Raw genomic sequence first — 21,444 nt, forward strand, 5'->3', positions numbered from 1 at the left:
ACGCGTACGGCAGTTCCTTTCCCCTTTGTCACACCACGTCACACCACGGAGATCAAGATGAGTGCACGCAACAGCCAGGCGAACAAGGCGGCGGCCCGCGAGCGGCTGCGCGCCGAGCGCGAGCAGCAGGCGAAGAAGGCGAAGGCGCGCCGCCAGGTGGCCGTGGCGGTCGGCGTGCTCGCGGTCCTCGGCGTGATAGGCGCCGTCGGCTACGCGGTCGTCCAGTTCAACAAGCCCGGTGAGTGGGAGAAGGCCGCGGACGCCGAGCTCGTCGCGCCGAAGAACACCACGGGCGACAACGGCACGACCGTCGTCCTGGGCAAGGCCGACGCCAAGAAGACCCTGGAGCTCTACGAGGACGCGCGCTGCCCGGTCTGCTCGCAGTTCGAGCAGAACGTCGGACCGCAGATCAAGAAGGACCTCGACGCCGGCAAGTACAAGATCCAGTACGTCGGCGCCACCTTCCTCGACAAGGCCTTCGGGGGCAGCGGCTCCAAGAACGCCCTGAGCGCGCTGGGCGCGGCCCTCAACGTCAGCCCCGAGGCGTTCCTGGAGTACAAGTCGGCCCTCTACTCCAAGGAGAACCACCCGGAGGAGAAGGACGACAAGTTCGGCAAGGACGACTACCTGATCCAGGTCGCCGACCAGGTGCCGGCGCTCAAGGGGAACGCCGAGTTCAAGAAGGCCGTCGAGGACGGTACGTACAACCGCTGGGCGATCGAGATGTCGAAGCTCTTCGACAAGAGCGGCGTCACGGGCACCCCGTCGCTGAAGATGGACGGCAAGAAGATCGAGATCCAGAAGATGACGCCGGAGGACTTCACGGCCTCCGTCGACAAGGCCCTCGCGGGCTGACCCCGGCACCACGGACCGACCGGCTCTCCGCCAACGGGCGGGCGTACTCCCAGAGTTCGCCCGCCCGTTGCCGCACAAGGGTGTACCGGGGGTTATACCCGTCAGTAATATGATCGGTCGTGACCAGTCAACTCCCCCTTTCTTCCGCGGCTTCGCCGCGCCGCCGCTCGGTCGTCAAGGCCGCGGCGGCCACCGCGGCCCTCGTCCCCTTTGCGACGGCCGCCCTGGGAACCGCCTCCGCTTCGGCGGCCGGCGCCGCGCCCGCCTTCCTGCACGGCGTCGCCTCCGGCGACCCGCTGCCCGACGGGATCCTGCTGTGGACCCGCGTCACCCCGGTCCCCGAGGCCGTACCCGGCTCCGGCGTAGGCCCGGCCACCCCGGTGACCTGGGAGGTGGCCGAGGACAAGGCCTTCTCCCGGATCGTGGCGAGCGGCTCCGTCACCGCGAGCGCCGCCTCCGACCACACGGTCAAGGCGGACGTCCGCGGACTGCGGCCGCAGACCGCGTACTTCTACCGCTTCACCGCCGGGTCCGCCGTCTCCCCGGTCGGGCGGACGCTGACCGCCCCCGGCCACGACACCACGACGCCCGGGGTCCGCTTCGGCGTGGTCTCCTGCGCCAACTGGGAGTCCGGCTACTTCTCGGCCTACCGCCACCTGGCCGCCCGCACCGACCTGCACGCGGTCCTGCACCTGGGCGACTACATCTACGAGTACCAGACCGGGGGGTACCCCGAGGCGAAGTACGTCGTGCGCCGGCACGAACCCCAGCACGAGATCCTCAGCCTCGCCGACTACCGCACCCGGCACGGCACGTACAAGACCGACCCCGACCTCCAGGCCCTGCACGCCGCCCACGCGATCGTGGCGATCTGGGACGACCACGAGTTCGCGAACGACGCCTGGTCGGGCGGCGCGGAGAACCACACCCCGGGGGCCGAGGGCGACTGGGCGGCCCGCGCGGCCGCCGCCAAGCAGGCGTACTTCGAGTGGATGCCCGTGCGCACCTCCACCGCCGGCACCGTCTACCGGCGGCTGCGCTTCGGCACCCTCGCCGACCTGCACCTGCTGGACCTGCGCTCCTTCCGCTCGGAGCAGGTCAAGGTCGGCAGCGGCGCCGTGGACGACCCGGAGCGCACCATCACCGGGCGCGCCCAGCTGGACTGGCTCAAGTCCGGCCTGGCCGGCTCGAACGCCTCCTGGAAGCTGGTCGGCACCTCGGTGATGATCTCGCCGGTGGCCTTCGGCTCCCTGCCCGCGCACCTGCTGGGACCCCTCACGAAGCTGCTCGGCCTGCCCGAGGGCGGTCTCGCCATCAACGTGGACCAGTGGGACGGGTACACGGACGACCGCAAGGAGCTGCTCGCCCACCTCAAGGACCGGAACATCAGGAACACGGTGTTCCTGACCGGTGACATCCACATGGCGTGGGCGAACGAGGTTCCGGTGAACATGGCGACGTACCCGGGTTCGGGGACGGCCGCGACGGAGTTCGTGGTGACGTCGGTGACCTCCGACAACATCGACGACATGCTGCACGTGCCGGCGGACACCGCCTCGCTGGTCGCCGAGTCGGCCATCAAGGCCGCCAACTGGCACGTGAAGTGGCTGGACATGGACGCACACGGATACGGGGTGCTGGACGTCACGGCCGAGCGTTCACAGATGGACTACTACGTCATATCCGACAAGCGGCGGCAGGACGCCACTTCCGCATGGACCCGCTCGTTCCGGACACTGAACGGCACGCAGAAGGTGGAACGGGTCTACCAGCCGGTTCGCTGACGGTTCGTCAAATCTCCTGCGCGAAGGGGCCTCTGGTGCAGACCAGGGGCCCCTTCGGACTCAGAAGCAACAAATCTTTTACTTACAAGGCTTGCTCTATGCATGACATGGACACATAAGCTTCGCGCCAGCGTGAGGAAATCCCTCACCCCCCACCACGCTTCGCGAGGAGTCGCACGTGCGCGCTGCTGCCCGCATATCCCCCAAGCTCCGCCGCCGCCTCATGGGTACGGCCGTCCTGGCCGGAACCCTGGCGTTCGCCCCCCTGACGGCCCCCACCACCTTCGCCGTCGCCAAGTCCGGCTCCGAGGCCTGCGCCGGTACGGACGCCTCCGCCAACGCGCGCGTCGCCCGTCCGAAGGACAAGAAGGCGGCCGAGCCCAACGAGGTGACGGACGCCCAGGTCAAGGCCATGGACGCCGACCTCAGCAAGAAGCTCGCCGAGCAGGGCCCGCAGCGGCTCATGCGGGCCGCCGAGGTGACCACCGCGACCACCATCCCGGTGTACGTCCACGTCATCACCTCCGGCACCGCCGGCAAGCTGACCGCCACGGACATCAACAACCAGATCGCGGTCCTCAACGCCGCCTACAGCGGCCAGGGCACCGGCAACGTCGACGCCGGCTTCCAGTTCTCGCTGGCCGGCACCGACTACACCGACAACGCCTCCTGGTACAACGTGTCCGACGGCACCCAGGCCGAGAAGGACATGAAGACGGCCCTGCGCAAGGGCGGCAAGAACGCGCTCAACATCTACACCGCCAACCTCGGCGGCGGCCTGCTCGGCTGGGCGACCTTCCCGAGCTCCTACGCCTCCCAGCCGAACATGGACGGCGTGGTCCTCCTCAACACCTCGCTCCCGGGCGGTTCCGCCGCCAACTACAACGAGGGCGACACCGCCACCCACGAGGTCGGCCACTGGATGGGTCTGTACCACACCTTCCAGGGCGGCTGCTCGGGCAGCGGCGACTCCGTCTCCGACACCCCGGCCGAGAAGAGCGCGGCGTTCGAGTGCCCGACCGGCCGTGACAGCTGCACCACCAAGGCGGGCGTCGACCCGATCCACAACTTCATGGACTACACGTACGACTCCTGCATGTACCAGTTCACCGCGGGCCAGGTGTCCCGCATGAAGAGCATGTGGACCGCGTACCGCGTCTGATCCTGAAACAGGAGGAGGGGCAGGACACCACCGGTGTCCTGCCCCTCCTCTCTTGTTTCCCGCGCGGGGAACCGGGGCCGGACTAGAGGCTGTCGAGGAAGGCGAGCGCCGCCTTCCAGGCCTGCTCCGCGGCCTGCGCGTCGTAGTCGTCCAGGTCCGGGTCGGTGAACAGGTGCCCGGCGCCCGGGTAGCGGTGCACCTCCACGTCCGCGCCTGCCCGCTGCATCCGCAGGTACCAGGCGGTCAGCCAGTCGTGCGGCTCGAACGGGTCCGGGTCCGCGACGTGCAGCTGGACCGGCAGCTCGTCCACCGCGGCGTCCTCGTCCAGGTCCGCCGTCCCGTGCAGGAGCAGCAGTCCGCGCGCCTTCTCGTCCGCCAGGGCCAGGTGCTGGGCGACGGAACCGCCGAAGGAGAAGCCCGCGTAGACCAGCCCCTGGTCCGAGTGCGGGGCGGAGGCCAGCACCGCCCGCTTGAGAAGTTCGTCACGGCCGATCTCGTCCTGGTGCGCCATGCCCTCCTCGACGGTGTCGAAGGTGCGTCCCTCGAAGAGATCCGGCACCTGCACCTGATGCCCGGCCGCGCGCAGCCGGTCGGCCGCCGCGTGCACCGCGGGCCGCAGCCCGTACGTCGAATGGAAGAGCATGATGTTCATGCCTCCCATCGTGCCAGTTTCCGCACGCGCGTTCCGGTTACGTTGGGGTGCATGGACACAGAGACCTTTCTGCGCCCGACCGCCGTCATCGGCAGCTCGCTGCTCGTCACCCTGTTCCTCGGGTGGCTGCTGGACGTGCTGCTGCGCCGCACCGATGCCCGGCACCACGAGACCCCGCTGTGGGGGCAGCTGCGCCACTGCCGGCTGCCCTTCCAGGTGGTCCTGTGCACGACACTCCTGAGAGGCTCGTACCGCGAGGCGCGGATCCTGCCCGAGCACGCCGTCGCGGTGGGACGGATCCTGACGCTCGTCCTGATCGCCTCGGCGGCCTGGCTGCTGGTGCGCATCGCGACGGCGATAGTCGACTCCTCGTACGCCCGCTACGCCGCCGGGTCCGCCAACGACGACCGGGTGCGCCGGGTGCGCACCCAGGTCACGCTGATCCAGCGGGTGGTCACGGCGGTGGTCGTGGTCGTCGCGGTCGCCGCGATGCTGCTCACCTTCCCGCAGATGCGCACGGTCGGCACCTCGATGCTCGCCTCGGCCGGTGTGCTCGGCATCGTGGCGGGCATCGCCGCCCAGTCCTCGCTGGGCAACCTGTTCGCCGGCCTGCAGATCGCCTTCGGCGACACCGTGCGCATCGGCGACACCGTGGTCGTCGACGGCGAGTGGGGCACCGTCGAGGACATCACCCTGACCTACCTCGTGGTCCTCACCTGGGACGAGCGCCGGATCACCATGCCTGTGTCGTATTTCACAGGAAAGCCGTACGAGAACTGGTCGCGCGGCGGCGCCCAGATGACCGGCACGGTCTTCTGGCACCTGGACCACAGCGCGCCCCTGGACCTGATGCGGGAGCAGTTCCAGCGCATCCTGAAGGAGATCCCCGAGTGGGACGGCCGGTACGGCGGCCTCGCTGTGACCGACACCACCCCGCACACGATCCAGGTGCGGGCGGTCGTGACGGCGAAGGACGCCTCCGACGTCTGGACGGTCCGCTGCGAAGTCCGCGAACGCCTGCTGGACTGGCTGGTGACGCACCACCCGTACGCCCTGCCCCGGATCGCCACCTCCACGGCGGTCCCCTCCCCGCAGCCCCGGCGCTCCGCCCCCGCCGACTGGTGAGCCGGTGCCCGGCCCCCGCCCCGGCCGGGGCGGGGGCCGGGCGTCGGCTAGGCCCCGCGCAGGCTGCGGACGTCCAGGTGCCGCAGCACCCGGTCCACGATCTCCGGATCCGCTCCGGGCTCGCTCCGGGCGGCCAGCACCTCGTGCCGCGCCGCCGACATCAGCTCCCGCTGGATCCGCTGGATCTCCCGGATCCGCTCCACGCGCTTCGCGTACGCCTCGCGCCGTTCCTCGTCCACCATCTCGGGGCTGATACGGGCCCCCACGTCGTACGCCCGCCGGTACAGCTGCTCCACCAGGTCCTCGGGCAGGTCCTCCTCGATCTCGATCTCCTTCAGCCGGCGCTTGGCGGCCTTCGCCGCGCGGATCGCCAACTGCCGCTCGGTCTCCCGCTGCGCATCGACGTCGGGCTCCACGCCCAGCCTGCGCACCAGCGCCGGCAGTGTCAGCCCCTGGCACACCAGCGTCACCATGATCACGGCGAAGGCGATGAAGACGATCTGGTCCCGCGCCGGGAACGGCCCTCCGCCCTCCACCTTCAGCGGGATCGCCAGCGCCAGCGCCACCGAGGCCACCCCGCGCATCCCGGCCCACCACATGACCACGCTCTCCCGCCAGCTCAGCGGGATCTCCTCGTCGTAGTCGCGCCGCTTGTGCAGCCGCTGGGCCAGCCAGCCGGCCGGGAGCAGCCAGAGCAGCCGCACGCCGACCACCACCGCGGTGACCACCGCCGCCCACCCGGCCATCTCCCACGCCCGGCCGCTCGCGACCCCGAACACGTTGTGCAGCTCCAGCCCGATCAGCCCGAACGCCACACCGGTGACCAGCATGTCGACGACCTCCCAGAACGTGTGCCCGGCCAGCCGCCCCAGCACGTCGTCGGCGTCGCTCGCGTACTCCGCGAGGAACAGGGCCGTCGTCAGCACGGCCAGCACTCCCGAGCCCTGGAACTCCTCGGCCAGCACGTACGCCACGAACGGCACCAGCAGCGTCAGCCCGATCTGCAGCGTGGCATCGCCGAGCCGCCCCATGAGCGCGTTGGTGGCCCACCCCAGGCCCAGGCCGACGGCCACCGCGACGACCGCCGAGAGGACGAAGTCCCCGAGCGCGTCCGGCCAGGAGAAGCTGCCGCTGACGGCGGCGGCGATGGCCACGTGGTAGAGCACGATGGCGGTGACGTCGTTGAAGAGGCCCTCGCCCTCCAGGATCGAGACCATCCGGCGGGGCAGTCCGAGCGATCCGGCGACGGCGGTGGCCGCCACGGGGTCGGGCGGGGCCACAAGCGCCCCGAGGGCGACGGCGGCGGCGATCGGCAGCCCCGGTACGACGGCGTGCGCGACGGCGGCGACGGCCGCGGTCGTGACGAACACGAGAGCGACGGCGAGCAGGAAGATCGGCCGGATGTTGGCGGCGAACTGCCGCCAGGAGGTGCGCTGCGCCGAGGCGTACAGCAGCGGGGGCAACACCAGCGGCAGGATGTACTCGGGCGGGATGTCGACGTTCGGCACGACCGGCACCAGCGCGAGCACCACCCCGCCGAGGGTCATCAGCACGGGCGCGGGCAGCCGGAGCCGGTCCCCGAGCGGAACGGTGACCACGGCGCCGAGCAACAACACGAACAACAGGGCTAGCTGATCCACTCCCCCACCCTGCCAGGCCGCTGCGCTCGGCCGGTGAGGGCGTCGGGCGTGTCGGCACCGGGCCGCCCGGCGCCTGCCGTCCGGGGCCGAAGCCACGGGGCTACGGGGCCACGGGCTACGGACTACGGCAGCGTGCGGCGCATGGAGCGGTGGGGAATGCCGGCCTCGACGAACTCCGGACCGTAGGCGACGTACCCGAGCCGCTCGTAGAAGCCGAGCGCATGCGTCTGCGCTCCCAGGTCGACCGCCGTCAGGCCCCGCCGGGCCGCCTCCGCCTCGATCGCCCGGACCAGCGCCATGCCGACACCCAGGCCGCGCGCCGACGTGAGCACGGCCAGCCGGCCGAGCGCACCGACGTCCTCGGCCCCGGTCTTCGCCGCCGCCGCGCTCCCGTGCAGCAGCCGGCCGGCGCCCAGCGGCTCCCCGTCCGGCCCGACGGCCAGCACGTGCACCGCGTCCGCGTCGTACGCGTCGTACTCGATCGACTCCGGCACGGACTGCTCGACCACGAACACCTCCCGCCGCACCGCGAAGCACAGCTCCCGATCCGCCTGCGAGGTGGCGACGCGGGTCTCGAAGCGGGGAGCGCCGGCGGCGGGGCTCACTCGCTCTCGGCCCGGATCACGTCCAGAGCGTGCTGGAGGTCCGCCGGGTAGCTGCTCTCGAACTCCACCCACTGCCCGTCCGCCGGGTGCTCGAAGCCGAGCCGTACAGCGTGCAGCCACTGCCGGGTCAGGCCCAGCCGCTTCGCGACGGTCGGGTCGGCGCCGTAGGTCAGGTCGCCGACACAGGGGTGGCGGTGCGCGGACATGTGCACGCGGATCTGGTGGGTACGCCCCGTCTCCAGCTTGATGTCCAGCAGCGACGCGGCACGGAACGCCTCGATCAGGTCGTAGTGCGTGACCGACGGCTTGCCGTCCTGCGTGACGGCCCACTTGTAGTCCGCGCTCGGGTGGCGCCCGATCGGCGCGTCGATCGTGCCGCTCATCGGGTCCGGGTGGCCCTGCACCAGGGCGTGGTAGCGCTTGTCCACGACGCGCTCGCGGAACTGGTTCTTCAGCGAGGTGTACGCGCGCTCCGACTTCGCGACGGCCATCAGGCCGGACGTGCCGACGTCGAGGCGGTGCACGATGCCCTGGCGCTCGGCGGCACCGGAGGTGGAGATCCGGTAGCCGGCCGCGGCGAGCCCGCCGATGACGGTGGTGCCGGTCCAGCCCGGGCTCGGGTGGGCGGCGACGCCGACCGGCTTCATGATGACCACGACGTCGTCGTCGTCGTGGATGATCTCCATGCCCGGCACCGGCTCGGCGACGACCTCAACCGCGCGCGGCGGGGCGGGCATCTCGACTTCGAGCCAGGCGCCGCCGTGCACCCGCTCGGACTTCCCGACGACGCTGCCGTCGACCGACACCTTCCCCGCGGCCGCGAGCTCGGCCGCCTTCGTCCGGGAAAATCCGAACATACGGGCGATGGCGGCGTCGACGCGCTCGCCTTCGAGGCCATCGGGAACGGGCAGGGTGCGGATCTCGGGAATCGTACTCACCCGTCGAGTATGCCGGACTCCGCTGCGAAGCCTTCCCGCGATCAGCCCGCGACCGGCCTGCGGCTCAGTCCTTGTGGACGGTGCCGTCCGGGTCCAGGCCCCGGAACGACAGCAGGACGATCAGGATGCCGCCGCACACGATCGCCGAGTCGGCGAGGTTGAACACGGCGAAGTGGGCGGGCGCGATGAAGTCGACGACGGCTCCCCGGAACACCCCGGGCGACCGGAAGATCCGGTCGGTCAGGTTGCCGAGCGCGCCACCGAGCAGCAGGCCGAGCGCGATGGCCCAGGGCAGGCTGTAGAGCTTCCTGGACAGTCGGACGATCACCACGATCACGGTGGCCGCGATGCAGGTGAAGATGATCGTGAAGGCCTCGCCGAAGCCGAAGGCCGCGCCCGGGTTGCGGATCGCCTCGAACTTGAGCAGGTCGCCGATGATCCGGATCGGCGGCTGGTGCTCAAGCCTCGCGACGACCAGCATCTTGCTGCCGAGGTCGAGCAGGTAGGCGAGCACCGCCACCACGAGCAGCGCCACGATCCGCCGACGGCCCGTGGGCCCGGCGGACTCGGGCTGGGCGTCGTCCCCGACCTCCGGCGTACCGATGATGCGCTCCGCCTCTGTCACGTGAGTCCCTCGAACTAGCTCGAACCAGGTTTCCGGCGGCAACGGCACCGCCCTGCCAGGCTCCTGGACCCTGACGAGACACGAGAGTACGTCAGGGCCCCCTCGGACCGCCGCCCGGCCCGGTCCGCAACCTGCGGCCCGGGCGGCTAGTGCCGGCGCTCCTGCTTCTGCTTGCAGTCCACGCACAGGGTGGCCCGGGGGAAGGCCTGCATCCTGGCCTTGCCGATGGGCTGCCCGCAGCTCTCGCAGAGCCCGTACGTGCCCGTGGCGAGCCGTTCCAGGGCACGTTCCGTCTGTTCCAGCATCTCGCGGGCGTTCGCGGCGAGGGCGAGCTCGGACTCGCGGGTGATGTTCTTGGTGCCGGTGTCGGCCTGGTCGTCTCCCGCTCCGTCGCCCGAGTCCCGCATCAGACCCGAGATCGCCAACTCGGAGGCCTCCAGCTCGTTGCGCAGCCGCAGCACCTCCTGGGTCAGCTCCGTACGGGCCTCCGCGACCTCCTCCGGGGTCCACGGGTCCTCACCGGGCCGTACGGCGAGCTCGCCGGGCTCGGTGGCCGCCGCGGTGATCCGCGCCTTCGGCAGCCCGCTGGTGGCGGCCGCAGCCGTCTTCCTCGCCGTGCTGGTGCTCTTCTTGGCAACCACTTTCCGGGCTCCCGTCCGTTGCGCGGCCTGCGCCGCCCCCTCGGTCCCGGCCGTCTTGGCCGTGACCTGCTTCGCGGTCGACTTCTCGACGGCGGCCGCCTTCTCGGCGTCCCCCGACTTCGCGGTCGTCTTGCGGCCGGCCGCCGACTGGGCGGTGACCGGCTCCACGGGCGCCTTCCTGGCCGCCGTCTTCCCGGCGGGCGCCTTCTTGCCCACCGCGTCCTGTGCAGGCGCCTTCTTGGCCGCCGCCTTGGCCGGCACCGCCGCCCCGGCCGCCGCCGTCTTGGCCGCAGCCTTCCCGGCGGGCGCCTTCTTCGCGGGCGCCGCCTGCTTGGCACCAGCCTTTGTGGCGGGCGGCGCCTTCGCGGCCGCCACCCGCCCGGCCGCAGCCTTCTTGGCGGGTGCCTTTCCGGCCCCCGCCTCCTTGGCCGCGGCCTTCTTCTCCGCGGCCGTCGCGATCGCCGACTTCTTCGCCGGCGCCTTCGTGACCACTTCCTTCCCGGCAGCTCCCGCCTTCCCGGCGTCCGCCTTCTTCACGGGCTTGGCCGGCGCCTTCCCCACCGGGACGGAATCCTTGGCCGCTGCCTTCTTCTCCGCCGCAGTCGCGATCGCCGACTTCTTCGCCGGCGCCTTCGTGACCGCTTCCTTCCCGGCGGGCGCCGCCTCCTTAACGGGCTTGGCCGTCGCCTTCCTCACCCGGACGGAGTCCTTGGCCGCGGCCTTCCCCACCGGGACGGAATCCTTCAGGCCCTTCTTCCCCACGGCGGCAGCGCCGTGGGCGGTACTCCCGGCGGTCTTGTTCGCCACCATGGCCGCGGCCCCTTCACATACTGTGATCTTGCTCGCGAATCGTGCCGGAACGATAAATCGGCTCCAGCCCCGCGGCAACGGGGCACGCATCCGGCGAGGCCAACCTGCATCCGTTGTGCCCAGCGGAGAGCCCGGTAATCCGCCACTCCCGTCACACCAGCGCCACGAGCGACATATCTGAGCATTCGGGCCATACCGTCACCCCGCCACCCCGGCGCCACCCGCCGTAAACCGGTCTGCCGCGCCCGCCCCCGCCCCGTACACTGGGCCCAGCGAAAGGCATGGATGGGGACGAGTAGCGTCGGACGCAGCCAGGAGCGACCCGGGGACGGTGAGAGCCCGGGGGCGAGCGCGATGTGAAGGATCACCCCGGAGCCGCCGGAAGAAAGCCGTCACGACGGCCAGTAGAACCGGCTTCGCACCCCAATGAGGGGGCCACCGGCACTGTCCGGCGGCCAAGGAGGGTGGTACCGCGGGAGCAGCAGACGGCTCTCGTCCCTCCGGACGGAAGTGACACCCCGCCGGAGGAAGAGTTCAGCCTCATGACCACACCGCCGCAGTACCGCCCGGTACCCGCCCAGGTCGACCTGCCTGCCCTTGAGCACGCCGTCCTCGACTTCTGGCGCGAGAGCAAGACCTTCGCCAAGACCCTGGAGCAGTCCGAGGGCCGCCCCGAGTGGGTCTTCTACGAGGGCCCGCCCACCGCGAACGGCATGCCCGGTGCCCACCACATCGAGGCCCGCGTCTTCAAGGACGTCTTCCCCCGCTTCCGGACCATGCGCGGCTACCACGTCGCCCGCAAGGCCGGCTGGGACTGCCACGGCCTGCCCGTCGAGCTCGCCGTCGAGAAGGAGCTCGGCTTCAACGGCAAGCAGGACATCGAGGCGTACGGCATCGCCGAGTTCAATGCCAAGTGCCGCGAGTCCGTGACCCGCCACACCGACGCGTTCACCGAGCTCACGACCCGGATGGGCTACTGGGTCGACCTGGACGACGCGTACCGGACCATGGACCCCGAGTATGTCGAGTCCGTCTGGTGGTCGCTGAAGGAGATCTTCAACAAGGGCCTGCTGGTCCAGGACCACCGCGTCGCCCCCTGGTGCCCGCGCTGCGGCACCGGCCTGTCCGACCACGAGCTGGCACAGGGCTACGAGACGGTCGTCGACCCCTCCGTCTACGTGCGCTTCCCGCTGACCTCCGGCCCGCTCGCCGGCCAGGCCGCCCTGCTCGTCTGGACGACGACCCCCTGGACCCTGGTCTCGAACACCGCCGTCGCCGCCCACCCGGACGTCACGTACGTGGTCGCGCGCCGTACCGGCGCCGAGGACTCCGAGAAGCTGGTCGTCGCGCAGGCGCTGCTGGAGAAGGCCCTCGGCGAAGGCTGGGAGGCCACCGGCGAGTCCTTCACCGGCAAGGAGATGGAGCGCTGGACGTACGAGCGCCCGTTCTCCCTGGTGGAGTTCCCCGCGCCCGCCCACTACGTCGTGAACGCCGAGTACGTCACGACCGAGGACGGCACCGGTCTGGTCCACCAGTCCCCCGCCTTCGGCGCCGACGACCTCGCGGTCTGCCGTGCGTACGGTCTGCCGGTCGTGAACCCGGTCCGCCCCGACGGCACCTTCGAGGAGGAGGTCCCGCTCGTCGGCGGCGTCTTCTTCAAGAAGGCCGACGAGAAGCTGACCGCCGACCTCGACGCGCGCGGCCTGCTCTTCAAGCACATCGCCTACGAGCACAGCTACCCGCACTGCTGGCGCTGCCACACGGCGCTGCTCTACTACGCGCAGCCGTCCTGGTACATCCGCACCACCGCCGTCAAGGACGCGATGCTGCGGGAGAACGAGAAGACGAACTGGTTCCCGGAGTCGGTCAAGCAGGGCCGCTTCGGCGACTGGCTGAACAACAACATCGACTGGGCGCTGTCCCGCAACCGCTACTGGGGCACCCCGCTGCCGATCTGGCGCTGCGAGGAGGACCACCTCACCTGCGTCGGCTCGCGCGCGGAGCTGTCCGAGCTGTCGGGCACCGACCAGTCGGCCCTGGACCCGCACCGCCCCTACATCGACGACGTCACCTTCACCTGCACGCACGAGGGCTGCTCCCTGACCGCCGTCCGCGTGCCGGAGGTCATCGACGCCTGGTACGACTCGGGGTCGATGCCGTTCGCGCAGTGGGGCTACCCGTACAAGAACAAGGAGATCTTCGAGAAGCGCTACCCGGCGCAGTTCATCTCGGAGGCGATCGACCAGACCCGCGGCTGGTTCTACACGCTGATGGCCGTCGGCACCCTGGTGTTCGACAAGTCCTCGTACGAGAACGTGGTCTGCCTGGGCCACATCCTCGCCGAGGACGGCCGCAAGATGTCCAAGCACCTGGGCAACATCCTCCAGCCGATCCCGCTCATGGACCAGCACGGCGCGGACGCGGTCCGCTGGTTCATGGCGGCCGGCGGCTCCCCGTGGGCGGCGCGGCGCGTCGGCCACGGCACGATCCAGGAGGTCGTCCGCAAGACGCTCCTCACGTACTGGAACACGGTCGCCTTCCAGGCGCTGTACGCCCGTACGTCGAACTGGGCCCCGTCCGCGGCCGACCCGGCCCCGGCCGAGCGCACCGTGCTGGACCGCTGGCTGCTCTCGGAGCTCCACTCGCTGACCGCCGAGGTCACCGAGGCGATGGAGGCGTACGACACGCAGCGCGCCGGCAAGCTCCTCTCCTCCTTCGTGGACGACCTGTCCAACTGGTACGTCCGCCGTTCGCGCCGCCGCTTCTGGCAGGGGGACGCGGCCGCGCTGCGGACGCTGCACGAGGTGGTCGAGACGGTCACCCGCCTGATGGCGCCGCTGACCCCCTTCATCACGGAGCGGGTCTGGCAGGACATGATCGTCCCGGTCACGCCGGACGCCCCCGAGTCGGTGCACCTCTCGTCCTGGCCGGAGTCGGACGCGTCCGCGGTCGACCCGGTGCTGTCCCGGCAGATGCAGCTGGTGCGCCGCCTGGTCGAGCTGGGCCGGGCCACGCGTGCGGAGTCCGGGGTCAAGACCCGTCAGCCGCTGTCGCGGGCCCTGGTCGGCGCGGCCGGCTTCGACGCCCTGTCTGCAGAGCTCCAGGCGCAGATCACCGAGGAGCTGAACGTCTCCTCGCTGGCCTCGCTGTCCGAGGTGGGCGGTTCCCTGGTGGACACCACGGCCAAGGCGAACTTCCGGGCGCTGGGCAAGCGCTTCGGCAAGGGCGTGCAGGACGTGGCGAAGGCGGTGGCCGCGGCCGACGCGGCGGCGCTCTCGCTGGCGCTGCGGGCCGGTACCGCGGTGGTCGCGGTGAACGGGGAGGAGGTCACCCTGACCCCGGAGGAGGTCATCATCACCGAGACCCCGCGCGAGGGCTGGTCGGTGGCCTCGGACTCGGGTGCCACGGTCGCCCTGGACCTGGAGATCACTCCGGAGCTGCGGCTGGCCGGCCTGGCCCGTGACGCGATCCGCCTGATCCAGGAGGCGCGGAAGAACTCGGGGCTGGACGTCGCGGACCGCATCGCGCTGCGGTGGGCCTCGGAGTCCGCGGAGGTCGTCACGGCCCTCACGGACCACGCCGAGCTCATCGCGGACGAGGTCCTCGCCACGGACTTCGCCTCCGGCGAGGCCGACGGCTCCTACGGTGAGCCCTTCACGGACGAGGCCCTGGGCCTGACCTTCCGCCTCCGCAAGGCGTAGCCGAGGCGTAGCAGCACGGCCTGCAGCCCGTACCCCTCTGCCCAGGGGTACGGGCCGCTTTCCGTTGATCACCAAGCGGTAGGCTCGCTCCGCAACACGACGCGAAGGGGAGTTCAGTGGCGCGGGTTGCGGTGATCGGTGGGGGCATCAGCGGGCTGGGGACAGCGCTCATGCTCGGTCGGCGGGGACACAGGGTCACGTTGTTCGAGCGGGACGCGCGGCAGGCCGGAGCGGACCTGAACCGGGACTTCTTCCACTGGGACAGGCCCCGGATCCCGCACGCCGTCCAGCCCCACTCGCTCCTCGCGCCCGTGCGCACCGTGCTGCGCACCGAGGCCCCCGACGTCTACGGCGACCTGCTGGCACGCGGCGCCCGGGAGTACCACGAGTTCGACTGGTTCGGTGAGCACCCGCCGCACCGGCCCGGCGATGAGGACCTGCTGACCCTGCGCACCCGCCGCATCGTGCTGGAGGCCGCCTTGGCCGCGGCCGTGCGGCGGGAGCCCACCGTAGAGATACGCCAAGGCTGCCGGGTGCGCGGCCTCACCATCGAGGCGGGTCGCCCTGCCCGGGTCACCGGCGTGCAGGTGGGTGCGGAAACGCACCGGGCGGACCTCGTCGTCGATGCGGCCGGCCGTCGCTCGCCGGTTCCCGCCTGGCTGGTCGCGGCCGGCTGCCGCCCGCCCGTGGTCGACAGCCACCGCGCCGGGATCGCCTACCTGTGCCGCTGGTACCGCCTGCGCGCCGACGGGCCGCGTGATCCCGGGCGGGTCAAGACCGGCTCGGCCGCACCGTTCGCTCTCGCCGGCGTCTTCCCTTCCGACAACGACACCTTCGCGGTGAACCTGGTGCTCTCCACGGCTGATCCGACCCGGGGCGCGCTCACCGACCCCGCCGTGTTCGAGGCCGCCGCCCGCCGCTTCCCGGCCACCGCCGCCTGGCTCGACCTGGACCCCGAACCACGGTCGGCCGTCCTGGCCATGGCCGGCCTGGACAACCGCTGGACCGCCTTCGCCGACGACGACGGCCCCGTCGTCACCGGCCTGGTCAACGCCGGGGACAGCCTCGTCCACACCAACCCCACGTCGGGCCACGGCGTATCCCTCGGCCTGCGTGCCGCCCAGCACCTCGCCGCCCATGTCGACCGGATCGCCGCGGACCCCGTCGGCTACCACGCTTGGACGGCACGGGCCATGCGCCCGTGGTTCGACGCGCAGGTGGCGGCCGACCGCGCCCACGGGGAACGCCTCGCCGAGAGCGCACCGCCCTCGGACCGGCGGGCCGCCGCCCTGGCCGCCTGCGCCTTCGACGATCCCGTCGTCATGAGGGCCCGGGCCCAGGTGCGCCATCTCGTGCGACCGGCCGACGACGCGTACGGCACCGACGAGGTGGACCGGCACGTCGCCGCCTGGCTGGCCGCCCGCCCCGAGTTCACGCCGCAGCACGACGGCCCGACGCGCGATCAGTGGGATGCCCTCGTCCCGGGCCGGTGATCGAGAACCGCACGGATACGCGAACGGGCCGGGCCCGGTGCCCCCGAAGGGGAACCGGGCCCGGCCCGTGACTGCTGCCGACCGCCGAGAGGCGAGGCGCGGCCTAGTTGTCGTCCTCGTCGATCAGGAAGCCCCGCATCGGCGACGGCGCCTGCATCGGCTGCGGCGCGGCCGGCCGCACCGGAGCCATCGGCTGGGTCATCGCGGGAGACATCTGCTGCTGACCACCGTACGAGGGCCCACCCATCGGGGAGGGACCGCCCATGGGCGACGGACCGCCCATCGGGGACGGGCCGCCCATGGAGTGGCCCATCGCACCGGCCGGAGCCATCGAGGGCGACGGCGACGGCGGCAGCGAGGCGGCAGCCGGGTTGCGCGGCGGGGCCAGCGAGTCGTCCGCCTGCGTCTCCAGCTGGCGCAGCTGCGACTCCAGGTAGGACTTCAGACGCGTACGGTACTCACGCTCGAAGCCCCGCAGGTCCTCGACCTTGCGCTCCAGCGTGGCGCGGGCGGACTCCAGCGAGCCCATCGCGACGCGGTGCTTCTCCTGCGCGTCCCGCTCCAGTGCGTCGGCCTTGGCGCGGGCGTCCCGCTCCAGGCCCTCGGCGCGGCTGCGGGCCTCGCCGACGATCTTGTTGGCCTCGGAGCGGGCCTCCGCGATCGCCTGGTCGGCGGTCTGCTGCGCCAGCGACAGGACGCGGGCGGCACTGTCGCCACCGGGGCCCTGCTGCGGGAGCTGCGGCTGCTGCTGCTGCATCTGCTGCATGGGCTGACCCATGGGCTGCATCTGCTGGCCCGGGCCGCCCATCTGCTGCATCTGCTGGCCCATGGGCTGCATCTGCTGGCCGAGCGGGTTCTGGCCGCCCATGGACTGCTGGCCCATCTGCTGCTGGCCGCCCATGGTGTGCATGGGGCCGCCCATCGGGCCCGGACCCTGCGGTCCGTGTCCGCCGGGACCGGCGGGCAGCTGGGGCTGGCCGCCCGGCAGCTGCGGCGGGCCCATCTGCGGCGGACCCTGCTGCACCGGCGGGCCGGATATGGCCGCGGGCACTGGGGCGCCGGGGCCGCGCTGGTCCTGGGGCTCGGGCTTGCGCATACCCTGCTGCTGGTTCTGCGCGGCGGCACGCGTGGCGGCGGCCAGCTTGGCGCGCAGGTCCTCGTTCTCGCGCAGCAGGCGCGTCAGTTCGGACTCGACCTCGTCGAGGAAGGCATCGACCTCGTCCTCGTCATAGCCTTCTCGGAGGCGGACGGTCGTGAACTGCTTGTTCCGCACGTCCTCGGGAGTCAGCGGCATGTCTTCTTCACCTCTACGTAGTCGTCGGCAGTCGGCAAGACCGTATCGGGACTGTCCCCGCGCGCGCGGAGAAGCTCATCGTTCACACGCTTCTCGCAGCGGTGCTCACGAAACTGATGAGGATGTAAACGATGATCATCAGAACGAAGAAGGACAGGTCGAGTGCCACGCCCCCGAGACGCAACGGCGGGATGAAGCGCCGGAGAAGCTTCAGCGGTGGATCGGTCACAGTGTAGGTGGCCTCCAGTACGACCACCATCGCCTTGCCGGGTGCCCATGAACGTGCGAACTGGAAGACGTAGTCCATGACCAGCCGGAAGATCAGCACGATAAGGAAGCACATCAGAGCGATGTAGACCACCTCTAGTGCGACGCCCATCCCGCGCTTCCCTCTCCCCTGCTCTCGCTCATTTCCCGGTCCCCCGTGTCTGACGGATCGGTCTAGCTTTGGTTGAAGAACCCGCCCTCCGCGATGCGGGCCTTGTCCTCCGCCGTGACATCGACGTTAGCAGGCGACAGCAGGAACACCTTCTGTGTCACGCGTTCAATGCTGCCGTGCAGGCCGAAGACGAGGCCGGCGGCGAAGTCGACGAGACGCTTCGCGTCCGTGTCGTCCATCTCCGTGAGATTCATGATCACCGGAGTGCCCTCACGGAAGTGTTCCCCGATGGTACGGGCCTCGTTGTAGGTCCGGGGGTGCAGCGTCGTGATGCGGTACGGCTCCCGCTCGGAGACGACCTTGGGCATGATCACGGGGGCGTTCTTCTCCAGGTTCGAGCGTTCGGGTGTGATGGATGCCACGGGGGCGATTCGCGCGGGACGTCCGCTTTCCACGGGCAAGGGGATCGGATCCCGTTGCGCGGGAGGCTGGGCGACTCGTACCGGTTCGTCCGTTACGGGCGCTTGGTGTACGGGCTGGCGGCTCCGGCGGTCCCGCTCCGGCTCCGGCTCGGGCTCGAACTCGTCATCGGGGTCGTACCCCGGGTTGTCGTACCGGTCGTCCTCCACGAGGCCGAGGTAGACCGCCATCTTGCGCATCGCGCCGGCCATTCTCTGAGTCCTCCGCTCTGTGGTGGATCGCCCTGTCGCAGGTGTGTCGCTGTGTCACCAAAGTCACCAACTGCCCGCGATCCACGTGGTCTGTCCGCCCATCAGCGGGAATGACCATATTTTCTGCTGTGGTCCGACTTTCTTCGCGACGTTACCCGAGCCGGGGTCTCGCGCCGAGTACCGCAGTGCCGACGCGTACATGTGTCGCACCGGCCGCAACGGCCTGTTCCAGGTCTGCGCTCATCCCGGCCGACACCATCGTGGCAGCCGGATGGTCCGCGCGCAGGCTGGATGACAATTCCATCAACCGCTCGAAAGCGGCCTGTTCACGTCCCGCGTACGGTCCGGCCAGCGGAGCGACGGTCATCACACCGTCGATCCGCAGCCCGGGCGCACCGGCCACGAGGTCCGCGAGTTCGGCGAGCTGCTCGGGAGCGGCTCCGCCCCGGGTCCCGCGCTCCCCCGACTCGGCGTCGAGGGCGATCTGCACGAGGCAGCCCAGTTCCCGCTCCTGCTGCACCGCCGCCGCCGAGAGGGCGGTGACGAGCCGGGGCCGGTCGACGGATTGCACGACATGCGCGTATCCGGCCACGGAACGGACTTTGTTCGTCTGCAACTGGCCGACGAAGTGCCAGGTGAGCGGCAGATCCGCGCAGGCCGCGGCCTTGGGGGCCGCATCCTGGTCCCGATTCTCCGCAACATGGCGGACGCCCAGGTCCGCCAGCAGTCGTACGTCGCTCGCCGGATAGGTCTTGGTGACCACGATGAGCTGCACCTCGTCCCGCCCGCGCCCCGCGGCGGCGCAGGCGGACGAGATACGTTCCTCCACCCGCGCCAGGTTGTGCGCGAGCTCCGACTTACGATCCGTCATTCCTCAGTCCAACCAGACATATCCGGCGAGCCGCCCGGTCACCCGGTCGCGGCGGTACGAGTAGTGGTCCCGCGACTCCAGTGTGCAGACCGCCGAACGGTGCCGGTTCACCACCCCCGCCTCCGCGAGCTGGGCGTGCACCCCGGCCACCACGTCGACCGACGGGGTTCCCCAACTGGTCTCGGCGCGGGCCGCCGGAACCACCTCGGCGACGGCTTCCCGCATCTGCGCCGGCACCTCGTAGCAGCGCCCGCAGACCGCGGGTCCCGTACGGGCGGTGATCCGCTCCGGGTCGGCGCCGAGGGAGACCATCGCCGCCACGGCGGCGGGCACCACTCCGGCGACCAGTCCGGGCCGTCCGGCGTGGGCGGCGGCCGCGACGCCCGCCACCGGGTCGGCCAGCAGGACCGGAGTGCAGTCGGCGGTCAGCACCGCGAGGGCCAGCCCCCGCCGGGCGGTCACCACGGCGTCCACCGACGGGATCTCGGCGTCGCTCCCCCAGGGACCGGACACCACCGCCACGTCCTTGCCGTGGACCTGGTTCATCCAGACCACCTGGTCCGGGTCGATGCCCAGGGCCTTGGCCGCGATCGCCCGGTTCGCGAGAACGGCGGCCGGGTCGTCGCCGACCGCGCCGCCGAGGTTGAGCTCCTCGTACGGAACGGCGCTCACCCCGCCCCACCGGTCGGTGAAGGCGAAGTGGGCGCCGCTCTCGATGTGCTGCCCCAGCGTCACTTCAAGAAGTCCGGGACGTCCAGTTCCTCGGCCGGGCTGTCCTGGTAGGGCCGGGCCGTCGGGACCTGCGCGGGCGCGGGGGCCGCGGCCTCGACCGGAGCCGTTTCGACCGGGGCCGGCGGGTCCTCGCGCGGGGTGACCGTACCCAGTCCGCCGAAGGCCGGGCGGACCGGCTCGGCCGCGCGGACCGGGGCGGGGGCCGGCTCCTCGCGCTTGGTGGACGCGGCGCCGATGACGTTGTCCCGGCGGGCCGGGGGCTGTCCACCGTCGAACCCGGCGGCGATGACGGTGACGCGCACCTCGTCGCCGAGCGCGTCGTCGATGACGGCGCCGAAGATGATGTTCGCCTCGGGGTGCGCGGCCTCGCTCACCAGCTGCGCGGCCTCGTTGATCTCGAAGAGACCGAGGTCCGAGCCGCCGGAGATGGAGAGGAGGACGCCCCTCGCCCCGTCGATGGACGCCTCCAGCAGCGGCGAGGAGATCGCCATCTCGGCGGCGGCCACGGCGCGGTCGTCGCCGCGGGCCGAACCGATGCCCATCAGGGCCGAGCCGGCCTCGGACATCACGGACTTGACGTCGGCGAAGTCGAGGTTGATCAGACCCGGGGTGGTGATGAGGTCGGTGATGCCCTGCACGCCGGAGAGCAGGACCTGGTCGGCCGACTTGAAGGCGTCGAGCACGCTGACCTGGCGGTCCGAGATGGACAGCAGCCGGTCGTTGGGGATGACGATGAGGGTGTCGACCTCTTCGCGGAGCTCGGCGATGCCGTCCTCCGCCTGGTTCGCGCGGCGCCGGCCCTCGAAGGTGAACGGGCGGGTGACCACACCGATCGTCAGGGCGCCCAGCGAGCGTGCGATGTTGGCGACGACGGGCGCGCCGCCGGTGCCGGTGCCGCCGCCCTCGCCGGCGGTGACGAAGACCATGTCGGCCCCCTTGAGGACCTCCTCGATCTCCTCGCGGTGGTCCTCTGCCGCCTTGCGACCGACGGCCGGGTTCGCTCCGGCGCCGAGGCCCCGGGTGAGTTCACGGCCGACGTCGAGCTTGACGTCGGCGTCGCTCATCAACAGGGCCTGGGCGTCCGTGTTGATGGCGATGAACTCGACACCCTTGAGACCGACCTCGATCATTCGGTTGATGGCATTGACACCACCGCCGCCGACACCGATGACCTTGATGACTGCGAGGTAGTTCTGCGGTGCTGCCACGTCGAAGGCCTCTCGCCTCGATTACGTGTCGCCGCCTCGCGGGCCTGCGTTGCGACGACTGATGCCGAAATGTGGGACGGTCCGAACGCGCCGACCCGAACCCTAACCCTGAAGTTTAGGGTTAAGTATGTGCCTGTTCCTTGGACTCTTCCGAACAGGACACTAAGTCGACAAGTAGCGCGTGTTCAACGAACACGCCGAACCTCCCGTTTTTCTTTTCACCCTATGTGATCACCCGTATCGGTGGCCAACCAGGGT

Annotated in this window: 18 protein-coding genes; 6 read left to right on the forward strand and 12 right to left on the reverse strand. The window is 70.9% G+C overall.

What is annotated here, in order from left to right:
* Positions 1-57: 57 nt before the first annotated feature.
* The 3 genes from AC0666_RS13610 (at position 58) to AC0666_RS13620 (ending at position 3,801) form a co-directional block, all read left to right on the forward strand.
* A complete protein-coding gene (locus tag AC0666_RS13610; RefSeq protein ID WP_468967044.1) occupies positions 58-855 on the forward strand; it encodes a thioredoxin domain-containing protein in 798 nt (265 codons plus the stop codon).
* A 119-nt stretch (positions 856-974) separates the two neighbouring features.
* On the forward strand, positions 975-2,639 hold the full coding sequence (locus AC0666_RS13615; protein ID WP_478707621.1) for an alkaline phosphatase D family protein: 1,665 nt from the start codon (positions 975-977) through the stop codon (positions 2,637-2,639).
* Between the two features lie 223 nt (positions 2,640-2,862).
* Positions 2,863-3,801 (forward strand): zinc metalloprotease, encoded by a 939-nt coding sequence (locus AC0666_RS13620; protein WP_361720473.1) that lies wholly within the window; start codon positions 2,863-2,865, stop codon positions 3,799-3,801.
* 82 nt (positions 3,802-3,883) lie between these two features.
* Here AC0666_RS13620 and AC0666_RS13625 read toward each other — a convergent pair whose 3' ends face one another.
* Positions 3,884-4,462 (reverse strand): dienelactone hydrolase family protein, encoded by a 579-nt coding sequence (locus tag AC0666_RS13625; RefSeq protein ID WP_468967049.1) that lies wholly within the window; start codon positions 4,460-4,462, stop codon positions 3,884-3,886.
* Between the two features lie 42 nt (positions 4,463-4,504).
* On the opposite strand from AC0666_RS13625, the gene AC0666_RS13630 reads away from it, so the two are divergent.
* Positions 4,505-5,578, forward strand: coding sequence for a mechanosensitive ion channel family protein (locus AC0666_RS13630; protein ID WP_468967050.1), 1,074 nt, complete (start codon positions 4,505-4,507; stop codon positions 5,576-5,578).
* A gap of 47 nt (positions 5,579-5,625) precedes the next feature.
* On the opposite strand, the gene AC0666_RS13635 is transcribed toward AC0666_RS13630, so the two are convergent.
* The 5 genes from AC0666_RS13635 to AC0666_RS13655 form a co-directional block, all read right to left on the reverse strand.
* Entirely contained in the window at positions 5,626-7,218 is a 1,593-nt protein-coding gene (locus AC0666_RS13635) for a Na+/H+ antiporter (RefSeq protein ID WP_478707622.1), read from the reverse strand.
* Between the two features lie 122 nt (positions 7,219-7,340).
* Positions 7,341-7,823, reverse strand: a complete 483-nt coding sequence (locus tag AC0666_RS13640) for a GNAT family N-acetyltransferase (RefSeq protein WP_468967055.1) — start codon at positions 7,821-7,823, stop codon at positions 7,341-7,343.
* Positions 7,820-8,761: an RluA family pseudouridine synthase gene (locus AC0666_RS13645; RefSeq protein WP_356852637.1), complete on the reverse strand. Its 942-nt coding sequence runs from the start codon at positions 8,759-8,761 to the stop codon at positions 7,820-7,822. The genes AC0666_RS13640 and AC0666_RS13645 overlap by 4 nt, the downstream gene beginning before the upstream one ends.
* A gap of 64 nt (positions 8,762-8,825) precedes the next feature.
* Complete coding sequence (lspA, locus tag AC0666_RS13650; RefSeq protein ID WP_361720476.1) at positions 8,826-9,368, reverse strand: signal peptidase II; 543 nt, start codon at positions 9,366-9,368, stop codon at positions 8,826-8,828.
* Positions 9,369-9,532: 164 nt separating this feature from the next.
* The gene (locus AC0666_RS13655) at positions 9,533-10,837 is read right to left on the reverse strand and encodes a TraR/DksA family transcriptional regulator (RefSeq protein WP_468967058.1); all 1,305 of its coding nucleotides are present in this window, start codon (positions 10,835-10,837) and stop codon (positions 9,533-9,535) included.
* 542 nt (positions 10,838-11,379) lie between these two features.
* Between AC0666_RS13655 and ileS the strand changes: the two genes are divergently transcribed.
* Together ileS and AC0666_RS13665 are read left to right on the forward strand one after the other, a co-directional pair.
* A complete protein-coding gene (gene ileS / locus AC0666_RS13660; protein ID WP_478707623.1) occupies positions 11,380-14,538 on the forward strand; it encodes an isoleucine--tRNA ligase in 3,159 nt (1,052 codons plus the stop codon).
* Positions 14,539-14,654: 116 nt separating this feature from the next.
* A complete protein-coding gene (locus tag AC0666_RS13665; RefSeq protein WP_478707624.1) occupies positions 14,655-16,031 on the forward strand; it encodes an NAD(P)/FAD-dependent oxidoreductase in 1,377 nt (458 codons plus the stop codon).
* 103 nt (positions 16,032-16,134) lie between these two features.
* On the opposite strand, the gene AC0666_RS13670 is transcribed toward AC0666_RS13665, so the two are convergent.
* From AC0666_RS13670 to ftsZ, 6 genes are all read right to left on the reverse strand, one after another.
* On the reverse strand, positions 16,135-17,325 hold the full coding sequence (locus tag AC0666_RS13670; protein ID WP_478707625.1) for a DivIVA domain-containing protein: 1,191 nt from the start codon (positions 17,323-17,325) through the stop codon (positions 16,135-16,137).
* 82 nt (positions 17,326-17,407) lie between these two features.
* On the reverse strand, positions 17,408-17,704 hold the full coding sequence (locus AC0666_RS13675; protein ID WP_361720406.1) for a YggT family protein: 297 nt from the start codon (positions 17,702-17,704) through the stop codon (positions 17,408-17,410).
* 62 nt (positions 17,705-17,766) lie between these two features.
* Positions 17,767-18,375, reverse strand: coding sequence for a cell division protein SepF (locus tag AC0666_RS13680; protein ID WP_468967067.1), 609 nt, complete (start codon positions 18,373-18,375; stop codon positions 17,767-17,769).
* Between the two features lie 151 nt (positions 18,376-18,526).
* Positions 18,527-19,246 (reverse strand): YggS family pyridoxal phosphate-dependent enzyme, encoded by a 720-nt coding sequence (locus AC0666_RS13685; protein WP_361720412.1) that lies wholly within the window; start codon positions 19,244-19,246, stop codon positions 18,527-18,529.
* A 3-nt stretch (positions 19,247-19,249) separates the two neighbouring features.
* Entirely contained in the window at positions 19,250-19,981 is a 732-nt protein-coding gene (pgeF, locus tag AC0666_RS13690; RefSeq protein WP_478707626.1) for a peptidoglycan editing factor PgeF, read from the reverse strand.
* Complete coding sequence (gene ftsZ / locus AC0666_RS13695) at positions 19,978-21,186, reverse strand: cell division protein FtsZ (protein ID WP_361720418.1); 1,209 nt, start codon at positions 21,184-21,186, stop codon at positions 19,978-19,980. The genes pgeF and ftsZ overlap by 4 nt, the downstream gene beginning before the upstream one ends.
* Positions 21,187-21,444 lie beyond the last annotated feature (258 nt).

It is taken from the genome of Streptomyces sp. NPDC043680, assembly GCF_056436685.1.

Bases quoted from the DNA above. Each gene is read 5' to 3' on its own strand.
- AC0666_RS13610 (WP_468967044.1), top strand. From the start codon at position 58: ATGAGTGCACGCAACAGCCAGGCGAACAAGGCGGCGGCCCGCGAGCGG.
- AC0666_RS13620 (WP_361720473.1), top strand. From the start codon at position 2,863: ATGGGTACGGCCGTCCTGGCCGGAACCCTGGCGTTCGCCCCCCTGACG.
- AC0666_RS13625 (WP_468967049.1), bottom strand. From the start codon at position 4,462: ATGGGAGGCATGAACATCATGCTCTTCCATTCGACGTACGGGCTGCGG.
- AC0666_RS13630 (WP_468967050.1), top strand. From the start codon at position 4,505: ATGGACACAGAGACCTTTCTGCGCCCGACCGCCGTCATCGGCAGCTCG.
- AC0666_RS13655 (WP_468967058.1), bottom strand. From the start codon at position 10,837: ATGGTGGCGAACAAGACCGCCGGGAGTACCGCCCACGGCGCTGCCGCC.
- ileS (WP_478707623.1), top strand. From the start codon at position 11,380: ATGACCACACCGCCGCAGTACCGCCCGGTACCCGCCCAGGTCGACCTG.
- AC0666_RS13670 (WP_478707625.1), bottom strand. From the start codon at position 17,325: ATGCCGCTGACTCCCGAGGACGTGCGGAACAAGCAGTTCACGACCGTC.
- AC0666_RS13675 (WP_361720406.1), bottom strand. From the start codon at position 17,704: ATGGGCGTCGCACTAGAGGTGGTCTACATCGCTCTGATGTGCTTCCTT.
- AC0666_RS13680 (WP_468967067.1), bottom strand. From the start codon at position 18,375: ATGGCCGGCGCGATGCGCAAGATGGCGGTCTACCTCGGCCTCGTGGAG.
- AC0666_RS13685 (WP_361720412.1), bottom strand. From the start codon at position 19,246: ATGACGGATCGTAAGTCGGAGCTCGCGCACAACCTGGCGCGGGTGGAG.